The sequence below is a fragment of the Emergencia sp. genome (genome assembly GCF_048465375.1).
Taxonomy (GTDB): domain Bacteria; phylum Bacillota; class Clostridia; order Peptostreptococcales; family Anaerovoracaceae; genus Senimuribacter.
Window position 1 is genome coordinate 564,081 of sequence record NZ_DBFWLQ010000002.1, and the last position, 19,190, is coordinate 583,270.

General features: G+C 44.8%; 22 protein-coding genes. 19 read left to right on the forward strand and 3 right to left on the reverse strand.

The window, feature by feature from the left end; all coding sequences use genetic code 11:
* The 3 genes from ACMQ5W_RS03095 to ACMQ5W_RS03105 all read left to right on the forward strand — a co-directional run bounded on the left by ACMQ5W_RS03095 (position 1) and on the right by ACMQ5W_RS03105 (position 3,413).
* Complete coding sequence (locus tag ACMQ5W_RS03095; RefSeq protein WP_148491546.1) at positions 1-819, forward strand: cyclase family protein; 819 nt, start codon at positions 1-3, stop codon at positions 817-819.
* 163 nt (positions 820-982) lie between these two features.
* The gene (locus ACMQ5W_RS03100) at positions 983-1,924 is read left to right on the forward strand and encodes a 3-hydroxyacyl-CoA dehydrogenase family protein (RefSeq protein WP_419023302.1); all 942 of its coding nucleotides are present in this window, start codon (positions 983-985) and stop codon (positions 1,922-1,924) included.
* Positions 1,925-1,937: 13 nt separating this feature from the next.
* Positions 1,938-3,413, forward strand: coding sequence for a 4-hydroxyphenylacetate 3-hydroxylase family protein (locus ACMQ5W_RS03105; protein WP_419023304.1), 1,476 nt, complete (start codon positions 1,938-1,940; stop codon positions 3,411-3,413).
* A 53-nt stretch (positions 3,414-3,466) separates the two neighbouring features.
* On the opposite strand, the gene ACMQ5W_RS03110 is transcribed toward ACMQ5W_RS03105, so the two are convergent.
* The gene (locus ACMQ5W_RS03110; protein ID WP_419023306.1) at positions 3,467-4,495 is read right to left on the reverse strand and encodes an Rpn family recombination-promoting nuclease/putative transposase; all 1,029 of its coding nucleotides are present in this window, start codon (positions 4,493-4,495) and stop codon (positions 3,467-3,469) included.
* A 235-nt stretch (positions 4,496-4,730) separates the two neighbouring features.
* On the opposite strand from ACMQ5W_RS03110, the gene ACMQ5W_RS03115 reads away from it, so the two are divergent.
* The 15 genes from ACMQ5W_RS03115 to ACMQ5W_RS03185 all read left to right on the forward strand — a co-directional run bounded on the left by ACMQ5W_RS03115 (position 4,731) and on the right by ACMQ5W_RS03185 (position 17,923).
* Positions 4,731-5,510 (forward strand): nitroreductase family protein, encoded by a 780-nt coding sequence (locus ACMQ5W_RS03115; protein ID WP_419023308.1) that lies wholly within the window; start codon positions 4,731-4,733, stop codon positions 5,508-5,510.
* 99 nt (positions 5,511-5,609) lie between these two features.
* Positions 5,610-6,449 carry a sigma-E processing peptidase SpoIIGA gene (locus ACMQ5W_RS03120; protein ID WP_148491551.1) on the forward strand — a complete coding sequence of 280 codons (840 nt, stop codon included), beginning with the start codon at positions 5,610-5,612 and terminating at the stop codon, positions 6,447-6,449.
* A complete protein-coding gene (gene sigE, locus ACMQ5W_RS03125; RefSeq protein WP_148491552.1) occupies positions 6,433-7,140 on the forward strand; it encodes an RNA polymerase sporulation sigma factor SigE in 708 nt (235 codons plus the stop codon). The genes ACMQ5W_RS03120 and sigE overlap by 17 nt, the downstream gene beginning before the upstream one ends.
* A gap of 73 nt (positions 7,141-7,213) precedes the next feature.
* Positions 7,214-7,984, forward strand: coding sequence for an RNA polymerase sporulation sigma factor SigG (gene sigG, locus ACMQ5W_RS03130; RefSeq protein WP_148491553.1), 771 nt, complete (start codon positions 7,214-7,216; stop codon positions 7,982-7,984).
* Between the two features lie 407 nt (positions 7,985-8,391).
* Positions 8,392-9,579 (forward strand): bifunctional phosphopantothenoylcysteine decarboxylase/phosphopantothenate--cysteine ligase CoaBC, encoded by a 1,188-nt coding sequence (coaBC, locus tag ACMQ5W_RS03135; protein WP_419023311.1) that lies wholly within the window; start codon positions 8,392-8,394, stop codon positions 9,577-9,579.
* Between the two features lie 120 nt (positions 9,580-9,699).
* A complete protein-coding gene (locus tag ACMQ5W_RS03140; protein WP_419023313.1) occupies positions 9,700-10,476 on the forward strand; it encodes a nitroreductase family protein in 777 nt (258 codons plus the stop codon).
* A gap of 12 nt (positions 10,477-10,488) precedes the next feature.
* Positions 10,489-10,839 (forward strand): ArsR/SmtB family transcription factor, encoded by a 351-nt coding sequence (locus tag ACMQ5W_RS03145; protein WP_419023315.1) that lies wholly within the window; start codon positions 10,489-10,491, stop codon positions 10,837-10,839.
* 103 nt (positions 10,840-10,942) lie between these two features.
* Positions 10,943-11,797 carry a putative manganese transporter gene (locus ACMQ5W_RS03150; RefSeq protein ID WP_419023317.1) on the forward strand — a complete coding sequence of 285 codons (855 nt, stop codon included), beginning with the start codon at positions 10,943-10,945 and terminating at the stop codon, positions 11,795-11,797.
* 21 nt (positions 11,798-11,818) lie between these two features.
* The gene (locus ACMQ5W_RS03155) at positions 11,819-12,247 is read left to right on the forward strand and encodes a Fur family transcriptional regulator (protein ID WP_419023319.1); all 429 of its coding nucleotides are present in this window, start codon (positions 11,819-11,821) and stop codon (positions 12,245-12,247) included.
* Positions 12,248-12,474: 227 nt separating this feature from the next.
* Entirely contained in the window at positions 12,475-13,767 is a 1,293-nt protein-coding gene (locus ACMQ5W_RS03160) for a hemolysin family protein (RefSeq protein WP_419023321.1), read from the forward strand.
* Between the two features lie 87 nt (positions 13,768-13,854).
* Positions 13,855-14,106 (forward strand): hypothetical protein, encoded by a 252-nt coding sequence (locus ACMQ5W_RS03165; protein ID WP_419023323.1) that lies wholly within the window; start codon positions 13,855-13,857, stop codon positions 14,104-14,106.
* Positions 14,107-14,338: 232 nt separating this feature from the next.
* Positions 14,339-15,709, forward strand: coding sequence for a radical SAM protein (locus tag ACMQ5W_RS03170; RefSeq protein WP_419023325.1), 1,371 nt, complete (start codon positions 14,339-14,341; stop codon positions 15,707-15,709).
* 134 nt (positions 15,710-15,843) lie between these two features.
* Positions 15,844-16,536 (forward strand): iron-sulfur cluster assembly scaffold protein, encoded by a 693-nt coding sequence (locus ACMQ5W_RS03175; protein WP_148491560.1) that lies wholly within the window; start codon positions 15,844-15,846, stop codon positions 16,534-16,536.
* A gap of 12 nt (positions 16,537-16,548) precedes the next feature.
* On the forward strand, positions 16,549-17,547 hold the full coding sequence (locus tag ACMQ5W_RS03180) for a GGGtGRT protein (RefSeq protein ID WP_148491561.1): 999 nt from the start codon (positions 16,549-16,551) through the stop codon (positions 17,545-17,547).
* A 181-nt stretch (positions 17,548-17,728) separates the two neighbouring features.
* Complete coding sequence (locus ACMQ5W_RS03185; RefSeq protein ID WP_419023327.1) at positions 17,729-17,923, forward strand: hypothetical protein; 195 nt, start codon at positions 17,729-17,731, stop codon at positions 17,921-17,923.
* A gap of 65 nt (positions 17,924-17,988) precedes the next feature.
* Here ACMQ5W_RS03185 and ACMQ5W_RS03190 read toward each other — a convergent pair whose 3' ends face one another.
* Complete coding sequence (locus tag ACMQ5W_RS03190; protein WP_419023329.1) at positions 17,989-18,192, reverse strand: hypothetical protein; 204 nt, start codon at positions 18,190-18,192, stop codon at positions 17,989-17,991.
* A 126-nt stretch (positions 18,193-18,318) separates the two neighbouring features.
* Here ACMQ5W_RS03190 and ACMQ5W_RS03195 point away from each other — a divergent pair, with 126 nt between their 5' ends.
* Positions 18,319-18,522, forward strand: a complete 204-nt coding sequence (locus ACMQ5W_RS03195) for a hypothetical protein (protein ID WP_148491564.1) — start codon at positions 18,319-18,321, stop codon at positions 18,520-18,522.
* An 80-nt stretch (positions 18,523-18,602) separates the two neighbouring features.
* On the opposite strand, the gene ACMQ5W_RS03200 is transcribed toward ACMQ5W_RS03195, so the two are convergent.
* Positions 18,603-19,001: a helix-turn-helix domain-containing protein gene (locus ACMQ5W_RS03200; RefSeq protein ID WP_419023331.1), complete on the reverse strand. Its 399-nt coding sequence runs from the start codon at positions 18,999-19,001 to the stop codon at positions 18,603-18,605.
* Positions 19,002-19,190 lie beyond the last annotated feature (189 nt).

Here is a 19,190-nt window from a genome sequence, read left to right on the forward strand (position 1 = left end):
ATGGGAAAACAAGTATTAGTAGATTTATCACATCCATTTGGCAGAGGCAATCCGCTTTGGCCGTCTAACGGAGATTTTCATATCGACAGAGTACAGCATATGCCGATGCACTATAGATTATTGCAGACCTTCAATGACTTCCATATGCACAACTCGACACATGCGGACTCACCGTCTCATGTCATTCCGGAATCCCCTTACACCCATGAACTTCCTCTGGAAAACTACTATGGCGAAGCCGTGTGCCTGGATATTCCAAAGTCCCACTGGCAGCTGATCACGCCGGAGGAAATTGAAGCGGCAGCCGAAAAGGTAGAAGGCGGCATCAAAGAAGGCGACTGGGTTCTACTCTGCACTGGCATGCACAAACGCTGGGGTGAAAACGACGATTACTTCGCATACAGCCCAGGTCTTTCTATCGAAGGCGCACAGTGGTTTATCGATCACAAAGTGAAAGGCGTTGGTTTCGATATGCAGGCTCTGGACCATATCTTATACACTTACGCGGCAGATCACGGTCCTGGACCATATGTTCCAAGGATCATTGAAGAATATAGAAAAGAATTCGGCCACGATCCAAGTGAAGATTTCCCTGAGTGGGAACCAGTACATACCATGCTTCTGGGCAATAACGTCATGGGTATCGAAAATCTGGGCGGAGATATCGAAAAGGTCAAGGGCCAGAGATTCATGTTCTGTGCGTTCCCACTGAGATGGTACATGGGAGACGGCACTATCGTCCGCGCTGTTGCTTTCATCGACGAAGACAAGATTAACAAAGACGTACCAGACAGAGTTTATAAGTACGGCGTATATTAAAAAACGTGTGCATAACGGAGCGTCGCTCCTATGCACGCATGTCGCCCACAAGGGGCGACGCTTCGCAAGGCACGTTCTTTGATATTGCCTACATAAATAAGAAAGATGGGAAATTCTGATTTTCGGGATTTCCCATATCAATATGAACAGAAAGGTTACGTAAATGGAGAAGAAAAAAGTTGCGATTCTCGGTGCCGGCGTCATGGGAACGGGTATCGCCCAGACCTTTGCCATGAAAGGGCACGAGGTCAAAATCATCTATGTCTATGACGACAAAGATAGAGCAAAACCCTTGGAAACCATGAGGGAAGGTCTGCAGGTTCTGGCAGATAATGCTGTAATTGATGAAAATACGATTCCAGAAATCCTCTCTAAGGTATCCTGTACAGAGAATTTAGAGGAGGCGGCGGAGTTTGCAGATATCATCTTCGAATGCATTGTGGAAAATCTGGCGGTGAAGCAGGATTACTTTGCCAAACTAGACCTGCTTTGTCCAGAAAGCACGATTCTTGCCACTAATACGTCTGCAATCAGCGTGACGGAAATTGCTGAAAAATCCGTGCACAAGGAGCGAATCATCGGTACGCACTTCTGGAAGCCTGCTTATCTGATGCCGTTGGTTGAAGTGATTAAGACGAAGTATGTATCAGAGAAAATCGTGAAGGAGACTTATGGTCTTTTGGAAGACGCAGGCAAATGCCCTGTTATCGTGCAGAAGGATGTTCCGGGATTTTTGGCAAACAGAATGCAGCATGCCCTCTTTAGAGAAGCAATTTCCATCGTGGAAAACGGTATTGCCACGCCGGAAGACGTGGATAAAGCTATCAAAAATGGCTTTGGCATGAGACTCGGGGTCATGGCGCCAATGGAAGTCATCGATTCTGGCGGAATTGACCTGACTTATAGCATTCATGATTACCTCTTTCCACACATTGAGAATTCCACAAAGCCATCGAATCTTCTGAAAGAAAAACTGGATGAAGGCAAGCTGGGCTTTAAAACTGGCGAGGGTTTTATGAAATGGAGCCAGGAAGAGATGGAAGCTTCACAGAAGAACCTGATTGAAGGCTTGATTAAAGTAGCCAGGGCACTGGGACGCATATAAGGGAGGAATTATTATGGCTTTAATGACAGCAGCAGAGTATATTGAAAGTCTGCGCAAACTGAATACGAGAGTTTATCTATTCGGAGAAAAAATCGACAACTGGGTAGATCATCCTATTATCAGACCTTCTATCAACTGTGTGGCTATGACCTACGCCCTGGCACAGAACCCGGAATATGCTGATATTATGACGGTGAAATCCAATATTACAGGAAAAACGATTAATCGTTTCACTCATCTCCACCAGAGCAGTGACGATTTGATCAAAAAAGTTAAGATGCAGAGACTGCTGGGACAGAAGACAGCCAGCTGCTTTCAAAGATGTGTAGGCATGGATGCTTTTAACGCAGTCTATTCAACCACTTTTGAAATTGATGAAAAGTATGGTACTGATTATCACCAGCGATTCGTCAAGTTTTTGGAGATGGTGCAGGAAGAAGATCTGACCGTGGATGGAGCTATGACAGATCCGAAAGGAGATCGAGGAAAAGCGCCTCACCAGCAGGAAGACCCAGATCTGTTCCTTCATATCGTAGAGAGGCGAGAGGATGGTATCGTGGTCAGAGGCGCAAAGGCGCACCAGACTGGCTCTATTAATTCTCATTGGCACATCATCATGCCGACTATCGCCATGAGAGAAGCGGATGCAGATTACGCAGTGTCTTTTGCCTGTCCAAGCGATGCAGAAGGACTCTACATGATCTATGGCAGACAGTCCTGCGATACCAGAAAAATGGAGGAAAACGCTGACATTGATGTTGGGAACCGCAAGTTTGGCGGACAGGAGGCTCTGGTTGTCTTTGACGATGTGTTTATTCCAAACGAATATATTTTCATGGCCGGAGAATATGATTTTGCCGGCATGATGGTAGAACGCTTTGCCGGATATCACAGGCAGAGTTACGGCGGCTGCAAAGTGGGCGTAGGCGACGTGGTCATCGGTGCGGCTGCCCTTGCAGCGGAATACAACGGCTGTGAGAAAGCCTCTGCCGTGAAAGAGAAGCTAATTGAAATGACCCATCTTAACGAGACTCTTTACTCCTGCGGTATCGCCTGCTCTTGCGAAGGCTGTAAGACGAAAGCGGGTAACTATCAGATTGATCTGCTGTTGGCTAATGTCTGCAAACAGAATATCACCAGATTTCCATATGAGATTGTTCGTCTTGCAGAAGACATCGCAGGTGGATTGATGGTGACGATGCCGAGCCAGAAGGATTTTGAATCAGACACTGTAGTCGGAAAGAACGGTGAGACTGTAGGAGACATCTGCAATAAATACTTTGCAGGCCGTCCTGACGTGAGTACAGAGAATCGGATGCGCGTGCTGCGATTCTTGGAAAACGTCTGCCTGGGCAGTGCTGCTGTAGGTTATAGAACAGAGTCCATGCATGGCGCAGGTTCACCTCAGGCTCAGAGAATCATGATTGGCAGACAGGGAAATATAGAACAAAAGAAAGAATTTGCAAAAATAATAGCAGGGATTAAGTGATTTCTGCCGTGAGATGCAGAGAAGGACAGCCTAAAAGGCTGTCCTTCTCTGCATTATTCAGATTGCTTCAGTTCTTCATAAATTTTCTGACTGTCATAATCAGGTGCAAAGTGCAGTGCAGTATCGCAGATACGGCGAATATAAGCCGGATCCTGGTCTAGCTCGACGGCGATTGTTTGCGGGGATTTGCCTTTTGCAAGTTTTTTACAGACCATGTCAATCAGAGCAATTGTTTTTCCCTGCTCAAGTCCTTCTTGACGTCCCTCTTTGTGTCCTTCTTTACGTCCTTCTTGGAGTCCTTCTTGACGTCCTTCTTTTAATCCCTCGTTTTTGAAATAAGCTTTCCAACTTGCCTGATCGTGTTCATATCGAATTTGCGATTCTCTAAGTTCGAATGCAATCTGGTCTTCGGTGAGTTCTTTAAATAGTTTTTCCGTCATCTCGATTGCTTCACCTCCTGTTTTGATCAGCTGGCAGAGATATGGTTCCTGATTCGCTTCTCCAGCATACCGCATATAGGCAGCTAGTTTTTCCACAGAGTCCATTTCGTCTACCTTTTTCCGTCCATCAACCTTGCCTAGTTCAATAAAATGAAGTTCCAGCCTGTCTGACAAGAGGAATCCTTGTTCTAGCTCACGCAGCTGAAAGACAGTGTGGAGTTTTTCGCTGTGGGGAAACAGCTTGCCGTTGATAATGGAAATGACGATGCTTTTCTTCATCTTATCATATTCTTCGCCGGATGCCAATGCTGAATTTACCAGTCTGCCACCGTAATAAATGGAGCGATCTGCATAAAATGGCGTGTTGCCGTTTTGAATTTCAATATCGATCAGATCTCTGGCGTTGGTAGAGGCACGAATATCCAGAATTGAGGCCTTATCGGCTTCCGTATCCCCGTAAAAGTTGGGATTCATAATCTGCAGATCAACGATAGGATCATCCGTCCTCTGCAGGATGACATTGAGGATTGCAATCAGTGCTTTCTTGCTCTCTACGGTATCTCTGCTGAAGATATAATGAAAGACCCAGTCATCGGCGATACTGAAACAGCTGCGGCGTTTGTTTTCAAACAAAGATTTCATTCCACTTCTCCTTTTTCCTAGACTTTATCACCAGTGTATGGGGAAGTCAATACTTCTAAAAATGGTCAGAATCCTTTATTTTCCCCCATTGTTAAAAGGAGCAAATCCACCTCCTGGTCAAGGCAGATTCAATATTTTTTTGTTTGTGAATTACAGTATTTCAGTGTATACTGGAAACATAGAGACAGACAACATTAACATTATACTGAATTTCAGAGAAAGAAGGAACTATCAGATGATTAAGATAAACGACAACTGTACAGGCTGCGGACTTTGCATAGCTGACTGCATATCGGAGGCAATTTCCATGAAAGACGGCAGGGCACAAGTGGAACGTCCCTGCATCGAATGCGGACACTGTTATGCGATCTGTCCTGTAGACGCACCGGAAATTCCAGGTGTTGACATGGAGGATGTAGAAGAAATAAATCCGGCGGAATTTGTCGATGTGAAGGCACTGCTGCATACCATTAAAGGCCGCAGAAGTGTTCGGCAATATCAGAACAAATCTATCGAAAAAGATAAACTGGCGCTGCTCTTTGAGGCGGGACGGTATACCGCTACGGCAGTCAACTATCAGGATCTTCGCTTCATCGTAGTGCAGGAACGGCTGACAGAATTCAAAGAATTGATTTGGAACGGATTAGCCGTAATGGCAGAGTTTCCAGAAAAAAATCCTGACATTGAGAGATATGCCGGACATCTGAAAAAGAAGGCTAAAGATCCGGCCGACGACTATCTGTTTCGCAATGCGCCAGCGATTATTTTTATTGTCACCGACCGACTGGTAGATGCAGGTCTGGCGGCTCAAAACATGGAACTGGCGGCTGTAGCCCAAGGGCTTTCCGTGATGTATAACGGTTATATGGTCAGGGCTGCCAACATGGTGCCAGGAGCCGCAGAATGGCTGCAAACAGAGGGTCGGCTGATATCAGCGTGCATGCTGGCAGGTTATCCTGACGTGACCTATTTGAAAACAGCACCGAGAAAAAAGGCTGACATCCTTTGGAAATGATGTACCAAAATAAATTCTTGCAGAGCGTCACGATTTGACAAATTTCTGACTCTCCTTTCGCTATACTGATTAAGTACCAGCGAAAGGGGAGTTTTTCTTTTGGTTATCTATGGAGAGTATCTTTTTTTAGAGAACTTCATAACAGGAATTATCATCACATATTTTACTGGCAGGATTGCTGGAGAAGAGTTAAAACGGTGGAGAATCGTGTTATGCGGCGTTTGCTGCGGTATCTACGCCTTTTCCATTTTTACCAGCATTGCAGGGGTTTTGTCACTGGCAGGAAAAATAATTTTTGCAGGGCTGATTACCTGGCTTGCATTTGGGAAAAGATTGTTAAAGAGAATGGTTTTCAATGCTATTCTCTTTCTAATTGTCACTTTCCTTTATGGCGGCATAACCATAGCGCTATTGACTGCTTTCAGCTGGGAAGGGATAACAGCGGCTGAAGGAATGTATATGCCGCAAGTTACATATCTGACTGTGACATCAGCTGCGATTGCAGCCATGCTCATCGTTTTGCTCACAGTAAATCTGATCAAGGCAAAGCGTCAGGAAGAGAGAAGCAGCGTAGAAGCGATTGTTTGTATGGGGGATAAGCAATGGAACCTGGAAGGGTTTATAGATTCGGGCAACTTTCTCAAAGAACCGCTTACAGGCAGACCTGTGGCGGTGGTGAGCAAAACTTTGATGGAGCAGATGCTGGCAGACATAGAGGATGTACAGATCAGATATACTGTTATCCCATACAACGCCGTGGGCGTGAAAACGGGAATTATGGACGGCTACAAAGCCGATTACGTAAAAATCCCGGGGAAGATGATACGAAAGCCTGTTCTGGCCGTGAGTGAAGACCTCTGGCCCACAGGGGGAAATGAGCGACAGATACTTCTGCCTGGAAGTATGCTAGAAAGGGGTATATATGCTAAGTTTGACTAAGGCCAGGAATTTTCTTCTGAAATTATTGGGGTTTTCGGGGAAAAGTGTATTTTACATAGGTGGAAATGACGTATTGCCGCCACCGCTTGCAAGAGATGAAGAGATGAGGATGCTCGAAGAATACGCCAAAGGGAGTATGGATGCGAGGGCAGTCTTGATCGAACATAATCTGAGACTGGTGGTGTATATCGCAAAGAAATTTGAGAACGCGGGCGTCAATGTGGAAGATTTAATTTCAATCGGGACTATAGGATTGATCAAAGCTGTCAATACTTTTAAGATAGATAAGAATATTAAACTCGCCACTTATGCATCCAGATGCATTGAAAATGAAATTTTGATGTATCTGCGCCGGGACGTGAAGCGCAAGAGTGAGGTTTCACTGGATGAGCCTTTGAATGTGGACTGGGACGGCAATGAGTTACTTTTGTCCGATATTCTGGGAACAGAGAATGACGTTGTCAGCACGAGGCTGGAGGAAGAAGTCAACCGCAAGCTCTTATATCACGCATTGACCAAGCTTTCTGATCGCGAAAAACAGATCATGGATATGCGCTTTGGTCTAAAAAACGGCAGAGAGATGACACAAAAAGAAGTGGCTGACGCCATGGGAATTTCGCAGAGTTACATATCGAGGCTGGAGAAAAAAATTATCGAACGGCTTCAACGGGAAGTGCAAAAACTGGGATAAATTTCTTCGACTATTTACGGTCTGCATGCACAACATATACATATCAAAATTTATGAAAGCAGGCTGGTGAAATATGGCAAATAAAGTTGAAATCTGCGGTGTCAATACCGCAAAGCTTCCCGTGTACAAAGACTGGGAAATGCAGGAAATGTTGCAGGCGATTAAGGCAGGCGACACGAGCATCAGAGAAAAATTCATAACAGGAAATCTGAGATTGGTACTCAGTGTCATTCAAAGATTTAACAACAGGGGAGAAAACCCCGATGACCTGTTTCAGGTAGGCTGTATAGGGCTGATTAAAGCTCTGGATAATTTTGATTTAAGCCATGGTGTAAAGTTTTCGACCTATGCGGTACCGATGATCATCGGAGAGGTGCGCCGTTATCTGCGTGATAATAACAGCATCAGAGTATCCAGATCTCTGCGTGATATCGCATACAAGGCGCTGCAGGCAAAGGAGCAGCTCGCCAGTGAACTGTCCAGAGAACCGTCAATTTCGGAGATTGCTAAAGAAATCGACGTACCTCGTGAGGATGTGGTACTGGCGATGGATTCTATTCAGGAGCCAGTTTCCCTTTTCGAGCCGGTCTTCCATGATGATGGGGATGCCGTCTTCGTCATGGACCAAGTGCAGGATACCAAAAATACAGACGAGAAATGGATAGAAAATATTTCCCTGTCTGAGGCGATGAATAAGCTTTCGCCAAGGGAAAAGCATATCCTGACGATGCGCTTCTTTGAGGGTAAAACCCAGATGGAAGTAGCAGAAGAGATCTCTATTAGTCAGGCGCAGGTATCCAGACTGGAAAAGAATGCATTGAAATATATGCGTAAATATGTGTAATACGATATAATTGTAATATCCTTCTTTTAAAAGGACTGCCCATGCAAGCGTGGCAGTCCTTTTTGTTTGGCACCGAATAGGTATGATGTTACGCTCGTTTTGTACTTATTGACAGTTATTCTGCTTTGCGCTTCTAGTTATTTTTTGACAAATTTTTTTACTTTGTAAGCAGATAAAATTATTGAAAAAATAACCGAAGACAGTTCTGCCTAGGCTTCGCACTGCATTTAGCTTCCTGACAGCTCAGAATTTTCTTCTCTATTGCGGATCTTTGTGCAGAAAAATTAGAAAGACAATAAAAGCACAAAATGGCCGTGGAGATTACAATCTCTTGAAAAATCCAGTATGCAGTGGTATACTGTCCCCATTGGAAAAGAACACTTGCATCAAACAAGGAGATCATAAACATGCTTAACAATAAAACCGTCCTCCTGGGTATCAGTGGAGGCATCGCAGCATATAAGAGCGCATATCTGGCCAGCAGACTGGTGAAAGAAGGGGCAGAGGTTCATGTCATTATGACGATGCATGCCTGCAACTTCATCAACCCCATTACCTTTGAGACTTTGACGGGCAACAAATGTATCACGGATACTTTTGACCGCAACTTTCAGCACAATGTAGAGCATGTGGCTCTAGCAAAAAAAGCGGACGTGTTCATGGTGGCACCAGCTACGGCCAACGTCATTGCGAAACTGGCTCACGGCTTGGCAGATGACATGCTGACCACCACTTTTCTCGCCTGCAGATGCCCCAAGATCGTGGCACCGGCGATGAACACCAACATGTACGAAAACCCCATTACACAGGACAACTTGACCATCTTAGAGCGCTATGGAATGCAGGTCGTCAAGCCTGCGTCTGGCTACCTTGCCTGCGGAGATACTGGGGCAGGGAAGATGCCGGAACCGGAGGTTCTGTTCCGCTATTTAGAAAGAGAAATCGCCTGTGAGAAGGACATGGTGGGAAAGAAGGTTTTGATCACGGCAGGCGCTACTCGTGAATCCATGGATCCGGTCCGCTTCATCACCAACCATTCCACGGGAAAAATGGGTTTTGCCCTTGCCAGAGAATGCATGCTGCGCGGCGCAGAAGTGACCCTGGTCAAAGCGCAGACTACAGCGGAACCTCCTATGTTTGTCAATGTAGTGGAAGTATCCAGTGCGGCAGATATGTTCGAAGCGGTGACCAAAAGAGCCGCTGAACAGGACATCATCATCAAAGCCGCCGCAGTCAGCGATTACACGCCGGCAGAAGTCAGCGACCAGAAGGTCAAGAAGAAAGATGGAGATTTGTCCATTGCCATGAAACGGACGAAGGATATTTTGATGCATCTGGGAGAACACAAGAGGGAAGGGCAGTTCCTGTGCGGATTCTCCATGGAAACGGAGAACATGCTGGAAAACTCCAAAGCAAAGCTGCAGAAGAAAAAGGCTGATATGATTGTCGCCAATAACCTGAAGGATGCAGGGGCTGGCTTTGGCACGGACACCAACTTGGTTACCATAATCACCAGGAACGACGTCAAAGAACTGGAACTGATGGGAAAAGACCAAGTGGCAAAAGCTATCATCGACGAAATCATGAATAGATAAGACTCATAGAGCATACGCCAGGTATGCTCTATTTTCATGGTATTGAGTTTCTTTACCGATGTGGCATGACAAATTCTATCTGTTATAATGGTTAAAGAATGTAAACGAAAGAGAGGAAAGATGATGGCAGAACATGTGATAAAGATCGATCGAGAGAAGTGTATCGGCTGCGGAATGTGTAAAAATGACTGCGCTGCGCACAATATCGAGATGAGGACCGGGGCGCCATATGTCATTACGGACGATTGTATTCAGTGTGGTCATTGCGTCGCTGTCTGTCCGAAGGCAGCAATTTCCATCGGAGGGTATGAGGAGGAGTTGCCCGTGCAGACCAAAGAGACCCGACTAGATCCGACGCAGGTCCTTGACGTGATTCGTTTTCGAAGAACCGTAAGACAGTTTCAGGATAAGGAGATTCCAGCGGAAGTGCTGGAGCAGATTCTTGAGGCAGGGCAGATGACTCACACGGCAAAGAATCTGCGGGACGTTTCCTTTGTCGTATTGGACAAAGAAAAAGATAAATTCGAAAAGATGGCTGTGAGATTGTTTCGCAGAATCAAGCCTTTTGCTGGGCTGTTCAGCTCCATGGTGAGAAGAAACCAGGTGGACGACCACTTTTTCTTTTTCCATGCACCGCTGGTAATCGTCGTTGCGGCAAAAGACCGTACCAACGGCATCTTGGCAGCACAGAACATGGAGTTTGTGGCAGAGGCCAACGGATTAGGCGTGTTGTTCAGCGGTTTCTTTGCATCCGCAGTCAATGTTTCAAATAAGATAAAAAAGGCGTTGGGCATGCCAAGAGGCAAAAAAGCTGCAGCCGTATTGGTCTTAGGCTATCCAAAGATTAAGTATCAGAGAGCAGTGCCGCGGGAAAAAATAAACGTGAAATATCTTTAGAGGTGAATATTGATGGATAAAGAATGTGAAGTACGATTAAAGAAGATCATGAAGGGTTTTCAGGAATGTCAAAGTGCCTTTACCGCAATCGGTGATGAGACGAGACAATTGATTCTGCTGGTACTTTTAGAGAGCGACCTGTCGGGCATCCGCGTTGGAGAAATTGCAAAGAAAGCGCATTTGACCAGGCCTTCCGTATCACATCACTTGCAGATATTAAAGGCAGCCGGTATGATCAATATGAGAAAAGAAGGAACCAAAAATTTCTATTATATCAGTGAAGATGAAACAAGTTGGAAAGCAATCGCGGATTTGATCAATCTGATCGATGAAGGTGTTAAGCATATGAGTGAAGTCCGATAACTGTTCTCTTGACAATCCTGCCCAACGTGCTATAATCAAAATGCAAATGATTTGCAAATTCTAATGAGTTGCGTTTTGATAGATGACGAGCAAAGGAGAGTCCATGCTGGAAGTGATTTTAGAGGCGCTGGTTGACAGCTTCAAGCTGCTTCCGTTTTTGTTCCTCACTTATTTAGTTATGGGTGTGTTAGAGCATGCGGCCAGTGACCGTCCAAGAAAGTTAATACAGGAAGCGGGAAGAGTGGGGCCGATTTGGGGCGGACTGATCGGCGCCTTTCCGCAGTGCGGATTTTCTGCCGCTGCGTCCTATTTTTATATCGGCAGAGTGATTACATTAGGTACATTGATTTCTATCTATATGTCCACCTCTGACGAGATGCTTCCTATTTTGATTTCAGAAAAGGTTGCCGGACTGACAATTCTGAAGATCATGGGAACAAAGATTGTGATTGGCATGATCAGCGGTTTTTTAGTTGAACTTTTCTTTGGATGGATGGCAAGGAAAAAGAAACGACCAAAAGATTTTGACGGGGAACCCCACAATGCCCATTGCGATTGCGGCACCGGTGTCTTTGTCAATGCGGCGGTACACTCGTTGAAAGTGTTCGTATTTATTTTGATCGTATCGCTGGTCATCGGCCTTTTGATTCATTTTGTAGGAGAAGACAATCTCTATCTTGTCTTTTCAAACGTGCCGGTCTTAGGTGAAGCTGTGGCCGGCTTGGTAGGCTTGATTCCAAACTGTGCTGCATCGGTGGTTATCACACAGCTCTATCTGGACGGCATCATCAGTGCAGGCCCTATGATGAGCGGGCTTCTTGTCAGTGCAGGCGTCGGACTATTGGTCCTGTTTAAAGAAAATACGCACCCGCGGGAGAGTCTGTCGATTGCGGCGATTTTGTACGTGGTCAGTGTTGCCTGGGGCGTGCTGATTGAAATTCTAGGGATTACATTTTGATAGATTTTAAAGGTAACAATTATGGCGGTCAATGAATATAAAACAAATAGCAGAATGAAGATTATGGAATATTTGATAGAAAGTAAGGAGCGGGCAGTCAGTGTCAGTGATATCGCAAGTTATATGAAAGAACAGCATTGCTCCGTCAACGTGACGACAATTTACAGATATTTAGACAAATTGGAGAAGGACGGCAATCTCATAAAATATGCTGCCGAAAAAGGCGACAAGACGACCTATCAATATGTGGAAAGAGAACACAAGTGTGATGAACACCTCCATCTTAAATGTGTACAGTGCGGTGCGGTGATTCATCTTGACTGCTGCTTTATGGATGAAATCTCTCGCCATATAGAGCAAGATCACGGGTTCGCTCTCCAATGCAGGAATTCTGTTATCTACGGACTCTGCAGCCAATGCCAGAAAAAAGAAAATAAACAAAAAGTATGATTGACAAAATGAGTGTTTTCCGTTATTCTATCTATCAATAATATTGAGACAGAAAGGTGGGATTTGGTACATGGACGATGGCGACAGTGATACAAGTAAAATGAGAATTACTCCGTGTAGTGTTATGGTTATATAGAGGTACCGTCTGTACAAATTTTATGACAGACGATACCTTTTTGTGTTTTTTTAACTGAAATGCAGCATGATAATATATGGAGGATATAAAAATGATTGGACCGATTATTTTACAAATTGTATTGATTTTCTTAAATGCGACCTTTGCCAGTGCAGAGATTGCGGTAATTTCTATGAATGATAATAAGTTGAAGCGGATGGCTGCCGAAGGGGATAAGAGGGCGGTGCGCCTGGATGCACTGACTGCGCAGCCAGCCAGATTTCTTGCTACCATACAGGTTGCTATTACTCTGGCGGGACTTCTGGGCAGCGCTTTCGCTGCAGATAGTTTTGCAGGCCCATTGGTAAATGCGATGATGAACTGGGGTATCACTGTTCCAGAAAACGTGTTGAAGTCCGTTTCCGTAGTTCTGATCACTTTGATTTTAGCCTATTTCAACTTGGTCTTTGGAGAGCTGGTGCCGAAGCGAATCGCGATGAAAAAAGCAGAGTCCCTGGCGCTGGGCATGTCAGGTCTGCTTCACGGTGTATCAAAAGCCTTTGCACCTCTGGTATTTTTGCTGACAGTTTCTACAAACCTGATTCTCAGGCTGATCGGCATTAATCCTGATGAAAACGACGAAAAGGTTACGGAAGAGGAAATCAGAATGCTCCTTGTGGAGGGAAATCAACAGGGGGTTATCGATTCTGAGGAAAATGAGATCATTCAGAATGTCTTTGAATTTGATGACATCACGGTGGAACAGATTTACACGCACAGGGTTGACGTGCTGGCGCTCTGCACGGAGGATAGCGCAGCAGAATGGGAAAAAATCATCTATGACGGAAGACATACCTACTATCCGGTGTGTGGAGAGAGCATCGACGATATCCTTGGAATTCTCGATACGAAGGACTATTTCAGGAATGGAAAGAAGAATCTAGAAGATATCATGGAAAATGCCGTCAAAAAGGCCTACTTCATACCGGAGTCCATGAAGGCCAACGTTCTGTTTAAAAATATGCGCTTGAAAGGCGTCTATTTTGCCGTGGTCATAGATGAGTACGGAGGATTGTCCGGCATCATCACGCTTCACGATCTGATGGAGGCGCTGGTGGGTGATCTTCACGACGAAGAAGAGGAGAAAAAGCCGGAAGAAATTCAAATGATTGATGAGAACAAATGGCTGATTCGAGGCTGCGCTGACATCGACGATGTCAGCGAGGAACTGGGCGTTGATCTGCCCGTGGAAGTCTACGATACTTTCGGGGGATTTATCTGTGGTCTGATTGCAGAGATTCCAGAGGATGGCAAGGGATTTGCCATCGAGACGGAGAACTTGGCTATCGAGGTGCACAGTGTGCAAAATCACAGAATTGGATCTGCCACAGTTGTGAAGAAATAGCGAATGTTTTTTCCCTCGAAGAGGCGGCTTTCTGCTGAGAGAGGATTGATTAAATAATCAAAGCTGATGGAAAGCGAGTTGCGTCTTGTGTCAAAAGAAACAGAAATGATTTTAGAAGCGATAAAGAATTTGCAGAGTGAGGTGACGTCAATCAAAGTGACTCTGGAAAATGTAACGAACCGTATTATTAAACGAATTGCAGAAGGTCATCTTGATTTGTCGAGAAAACTGAATGAAGCAGTGAAGGCAGACCATGAAAAAGAGCTGCTTCTCGTTCGAGTCAATCTGCTAGAAGATGAAGTAAGGCAATTAAAAGAAAAGTTAAACACAATAGCATAAGAATGCGGAAAAGCGGAGTCTGATTAATAAGCCGGCTGGGATTCTCCCCGCCGGCTTTGTGGTGTAATGATCGTCGGGATAACGCGGCAGGCAATTCTCTTACAGTCCGCAAAAAGTGACAGATTTCTATACAAAGTGACAGTTTTGACGTTTGCACTGGCAAAATCCCGGGTCTATAATAACGTTAACCTTTAAAGATATTGATAGTTTTTGTGATTGGAGATAGCAGGAAATGAACACTTTGAAACATAAAATCGAACGTACAGCCTTTGCCAAGGCCTTTGACGTTGCTTACGACAAAATGGGGAAAGACAGGCAGCATGAACTTAAGAAAATGTTCGACATGGCAAAACCCTACATTGACCAGACCGATGTCGTCATCGACTATGACAAGGCGGAAGAAATGATCATGAACGAGGACGGCGCTCTTGTCAGATACATAGACAGATTTGTCGATGAATTAGATAAGAATGTACTGAAGACGGCGGTATTGAACTTCGGTTTTGAGGCCATGTTCTGCGGCACAAAAGTCATGGAAGACGCGAGGAAGAAGTACGAATGCAATGTACCGTGGTTGATTTTGATGGACCCAACCAGTGCCTGTAACCTACACTGCACTGGCTGTTGGGCTGCAGAGTACGGCAATAAATTGAACCTGTCCTTTGAGGACATGGACGATCTGATTACGCAGGGGAAAGAATTGGGAATCTACTTTTATATGTATACAGGCGGAGAACCACTTGTTCGAAAAGAGGATTTGATTAGAATCTGTGAAAAACATAGAGACTGTGCCTTTATCGCTTTTACCAACGGAACCCTGGTAGACCAAGCTTTCTGCGACGATTTGAAGCGGGTGGGCAACCTCTACCTGGCCATCAGTTTAGAGGGAACAGAGGATGTCAACGACCAGAGAAGGGGCGAGGGCGTTTACAAGAAAGTCATGGGTGCTATGGATCTGCTGAAAGAGAACGGCTGTCTCTTCGGCACCTCAATCTGTTATACCAGCAGTAATTACGAAAAGGTCACTTCCGATGATTTTATCCAGATGGAGATCGACAAGGGTGTCAAGTTTTCCATGTACTTTCACTATATGCCTGTGGGGAACGACGCTTCACCAGATCTGCTGCCCACAAAGGAACAGAGAACTTATATGTACCACAGAATCAGGAAGATTCGAGATATGACTGACGGCAAGGGTTTGTTCTGCTTTGACTTCCAAAACGACGGAGAATATGTGGGCGGCTGCATTGCCGGAGGGAGGAATTACTTCCACGTAAATGCGGGCGGTGATGCGGAACCATGTGTGTTTATTCACTATTCCAACGCCAACATAAAAGAAAAGTCTCTGCTGGAGGTTTTGCATTCACCGATTTTTATGGCTTATCATGATAATCAGCCTTTTAACAAGAATCCGCTGCTTCCTTGTCCGATGCTGGAAAATCCAGATATTTTGCCGCAGCTGGTACGAAAAACGGGGGCAAAATCCACGGATTTGCAGTCGCCGGAGAGTGCAGAAAGTCTCTGCGCGAAGTGCCATAAATATGCCGAAAGCTGGGGCCCTGAGGCTGACAAGCTCTGGAAATCTTGTAAAAAGACAATTTAAAATGGGTATTGATCATCATAGGGTGGTCAGTGCGGACGCTTTCATCGATCCTGCTGGCTGCCCTATTTTGTGTCTTGAATAAATGGTTAGCCGATGATATACTTAAAAACAACGACACTGAATGGAGGTAGAAGATGATATACACAAAAGAAGTCGAGAACATGTGCATCGTAGGCAGAGATGCAAATCATGGACCTGCTCCGATTCCTGAAGAGGGGAAATGGGTACAAGCGAAAGAGGTCAAGGATATTTCTGGTCTGACTCACGGTGTTGGCTGGTGTGCACCGCAGCAGGGTGCCTGTAAGCTGACACTGAACGTGAAGGATGGAATCATCCAGGAAGCTTTGATTGAAACCCTTGGATGTTCCGGCATGACACATTCTGCAGCAATGGCTGGAGAAATTCTCGTAGGAAAAACCATTATGGAAGCACTGAACACAGATTTAGTCTGTGATGCGATAAATACAGCGATGAGGGAGTTATTCCTGCAGATTGTCTACGGAAGAAGCCAATCTGCATTTTCTGAAGGCGGTCTTGCCGTCGGCGCAGGCCTTGAGGATCTGGGCAAAGGAACCAGAAGTCAGGTGGGTACCATTTACTCCACAGAGGCAAAGGGGCCTAGATATCTGGAACTGGCAGAAGGTTACATATTAGAAGAGGGTCTTGACGAGAACGACAGTATCATCGGCTACAAATATGTAAATTTGGGCAAGATGATGGATTTCATCAAAGACGGTGTAGATCCTATGGAAGCGATAGAAAAAGCCAGCGGAAAGTACGGCAGATTTGATGAAGCTGTTAAGAAAATCGATCCGCGGAAAGAATAGGAGGCAGGCGAGATGGAATTATTTGAAAACTATGATAGACGAATTGCCGGCATCGAAGCGGCTATGAAAGAATATGGCATCAAGGATCTCGAAGAAGCGAGAAAGATGTGCACTGACAAGGGCTTTGATCCCTATGAAATCGTAAAAGGCATTCAGCCTATCTGCTTTGAAGATGCTTGCTGGGCTTACGTTTTGGGGGCGGCTATCGCCATGAAAAAGGGAGCAGTAACTGCCGTAGAAGCAGCGAAAGCCATCGGAGAAGGACTGCAGGCTTTTTGCATCGCCGGCTCAGTTGCTGATGATCGAAAGGTAGGCATCGGCCACGGGAATTTAGCCTCCATGTTGCTCAGTGAGGAGACGGAGTGCTTTGCATTTTTGGCTGGTCACGAGTCCTTTGCTGCGGCAGAAGGTGCCATCGGCATTGCCAATTCCGCTAACAAAGTGAGAACAAAACCGCTTCGCGTCATCCTCAATGGACTGGGAAAGGACGCGGCTTTGATTATTTCCAGAATCAACGGCTTTACTTACGTAAAGACGGAATTCGATTTTTATAGTGGAGAACTGAAGATTGTCAGTGAGACACCTTATTCCAAAGGGGATCGGGCAAAGGTGAAATGCTATGGAGCAAACGACGTGAGAGAAGGCGTGGCTATCATGCACCACGAGAACGTGGATGTTTCTATTACAGGAAATTCTACCAATCCGACTAGATTCCAGCACCCTGTAGCAGGAACCTACAAAAAAGAAAGAGTTCTAGCAGGCGATAGGTATTTTTCCGTAGCATCTGGCGGTGGTACAGGGAGAACGCTGCATCCTGACAATATGGCGGCAGGACCTTCATCCTACGGTATGACAGACACCATGGGCAGAATGCACTCTGACGCCCAGTTCGCAGGGTCTTCCTCAGTTCCGGCACATGTGGAAATGATGGGATTTCTCGGTATGGGCAACAACCCGATGGTAGGTGCAAGTGTCGCTGTCGCGGTAGCAGTGCAAGAAGCGCATAAATAGTAAAAATACATATAAAACGGTTTTCAGATTTACTTCATTTAGGCAAGGGTGTTTCTGGAAGCCGTTTTTTCTTGTCACAAAAGAAAAGTTTTCAATTCCAAAACTTACCGCTTTGATTTCGCCCATTTCTATTGTAGAATAACAGTAGGCGCCCAGTTGAGTTATGGGAAAGGACGCAGAAATGGATGAAATATTAGATAAGATAACAGTAGAGCAAGACGGTATCTCATACCTAGTTGAAATCAAAGGTATTGAGTACGCGCATTTTGAGGTTGAACATATCTATGCGGTAGTAAATTATTATACCGGATATGTCATTTATAATCTCGACTTCGATAATAAGTATGAAAAGAAGTATATTCTAACCACTACATAAAGAAACACTCATAGGTCGCTAACTGGGTGCCGTTTTATTACGGCACCCACTTTCATTAACACCTTTCAGCCATGTTTTTTGTTTACATGTCTGAATCGCTCCATGGTTTTAGCATCTCTGAACAGTTTGTTTAATACCTTCGCCGTATTCTGCTCAGCGATTTTTCTCACGATATCTTCGTCTGGCCCTCTGTATGGATGAGGTCCATCCGGAAAAGCGTTACTGCTACGCAGTCTTTTCAACTTTTTTGTAATCCTTACTACAGCCATTTTGTTACCTCTGTATTTTGTATTTATTATATTATAGCGAATATCACCGCCTTGTCAATTGCTGTGTATGAATCCATGGGGAAAGGACATGATAAAATAGGAAACATAAAGAAGGAAGCGAAAGTCATGAGAGAACTGTTATATAAAGATTATATTCTTAAAATCAGAGAGAGCAGCAGAGATACAGACATTGAGATCATAAAGGACGATGAACTCGTATTGAGGATTACTTTTGCACCGGGGATAAGTGATGAAATCATTCTGCAAGGAGTCGAAGAAAGTCTGGAAATCGTAGACGCGATGAAGCGTGATCATGGAAGAAAACAGTAATTTAAAGAAGCTGCCGTACTGATACTGAAAAGTCTGTGCGGCAGCTTCTTTCTGTGTGGGATTCTATGTTGATCAGTGCGCTAGGCTACGGTTATGGGATTAAAATTTGGAATCTCCCCCGACAATTCCTCTTCGAGAAGAACCCTGGCTCTCTCCAGGAGACATCCTTGTCCATGAGGTGAAAGTTGATAAAAGATATCGACCAGAGACAATAACTGCTCCTTACATCTATCGGAAAAAATGATATCATTGACGAAACGGTCATTTTCCGATTGCAATATTGTGTCAACTCTGACGTGATAAAAATCAGCTAAATCTATGATGGTATCTGCACCAGGTACTTTCTTCCCTGTTTCATACAGAGCATATGTACTGCGACACAAGTGAAGACCGTCTGCTACTTGCGTTTGTGTATACCCGAATACGTTTCTTAGATATTTGATATTTTCTGCGACCTGCATTTGTACTTCTATTTTCACTGCGTCTTCCTCCTAATTAAATTAAAATTTCCCCCACATTATATATAGAGTGAAATCTTCTCTAAATAGTTTCACTTTTTAGAAAAAAACTTTGACTTTAAATCATGAATCGTATATGTTAGAATATAGACAGATAAATAAGAAACCCTCTCATCTGCCACCGGGTAGATGAGGATGCGTGTCTCAATG

Bases quoted from the DNA above. Each gene is read 5' to 3' on its own strand.
- ACMQ5W_RS03095 (WP_148491546.1), top strand. From the start codon at position 1: ATGGGAAAACAAGTATTAGTAGATTTATCACATCCATTTGGCAGAGGC.
- ACMQ5W_RS03100 (WP_419023302.1), top strand. From the start codon at position 983: ATGGAGAAGAAAAAAGTTGCGATTCTCGGTGCCGGCGTCATGGGAACG.
- ACMQ5W_RS03105 (WP_419023304.1), top strand. From the start codon at position 1,938: ATGGCTTTAATGACAGCAGCAGAGTATATTGAAAGTCTGCGCAAACTG.
- ACMQ5W_RS03110 (WP_419023306.1), bottom strand. From the start codon at position 4,495: ATGAAATCTTTGTTTGAAAACAAACGCCGCAGCTGTTTCAGTATCGCC.
- ACMQ5W_RS03115 (WP_419023308.1), top strand. From the start codon at position 4,731: ATGATTAAGATAAACGACAACTGTACAGGCTGCGGACTTTGCATAGCT.
- sigE (WP_148491552.1), top strand. From the start codon at position 6,433: ATGCTAAGTTTGACTAAGGCCAGGAATTTTCTTCTGAAATTATTGGGG.
- sigG (WP_148491553.1), top strand. From the start codon at position 7,214: ATGGCAAATAAAGTTGAAATCTGCGGTGTCAATACCGCAAAGCTTCCC.
- coaBC (WP_419023311.1), top strand. From the start codon at position 8,392: ATGCTTAACAATAAAACCGTCCTCCTGGGTATCAGTGGAGGCATCGCA.
- ACMQ5W_RS03140 (WP_419023313.1), top strand. From the start codon at position 9,700: ATGATGGCAGAACATGTGATAAAGATCGATCGAGAGAAGTGTATCGGC.
- ACMQ5W_RS03145 (WP_419023315.1), top strand. From the start codon at position 10,489: ATGGATAAAGAATGTGAAGTACGATTAAAGAAGATCATGAAGGGTTTT.
- ACMQ5W_RS03150 (WP_419023317.1), top strand. From the start codon at position 10,943: ATGCTGGAAGTGATTTTAGAGGCGCTGGTTGACAGCTTCAAGCTGCTT.
- ACMQ5W_RS03155 (WP_419023319.1), top strand. From the start codon at position 11,819: ATGGCGGTCAATGAATATAAAACAAATAGCAGAATGAAGATTATGGAA.
- ACMQ5W_RS03160 (WP_419023321.1), top strand. From the start codon at position 12,475: ATGATTGGACCGATTATTTTACAAATTGTATTGATTTTCTTAAATGCG.
- ACMQ5W_RS03170 (WP_419023325.1), top strand. From the start codon at position 14,339: ATGAACACTTTGAAACATAAAATCGAACGTACAGCCTTTGCCAAGGCC.
- ACMQ5W_RS03175 (WP_148491560.1), top strand. From the start codon at position 15,844: ATGATATACACAAAAGAAGTCGAGAACATGTGCATCGTAGGCAGAGAT.
- ACMQ5W_RS03180 (WP_148491561.1), top strand. From the start codon at position 16,549: ATGGAATTATTTGAAAACTATGATAGACGAATTGCCGGCATCGAAGCG.
- ACMQ5W_RS03185 (WP_419023327.1), top strand. From the start codon at position 17,729: ATGGATGAAATATTAGATAAGATAACAGTAGAGCAAGACGGTATCTCA.
- ACMQ5W_RS03190 (WP_419023329.1), bottom strand. From the start codon at position 18,192: ATGGCTGTAGTAAGGATTACAAAAAAGTTGAAAAGACTGCGTAGCAGT.
- ACMQ5W_RS03195 (WP_148491564.1), top strand. From the start codon at position 18,319: ATGAGAGAACTGTTATATAAAGATTATATTCTTAAAATCAGAGAGAGC.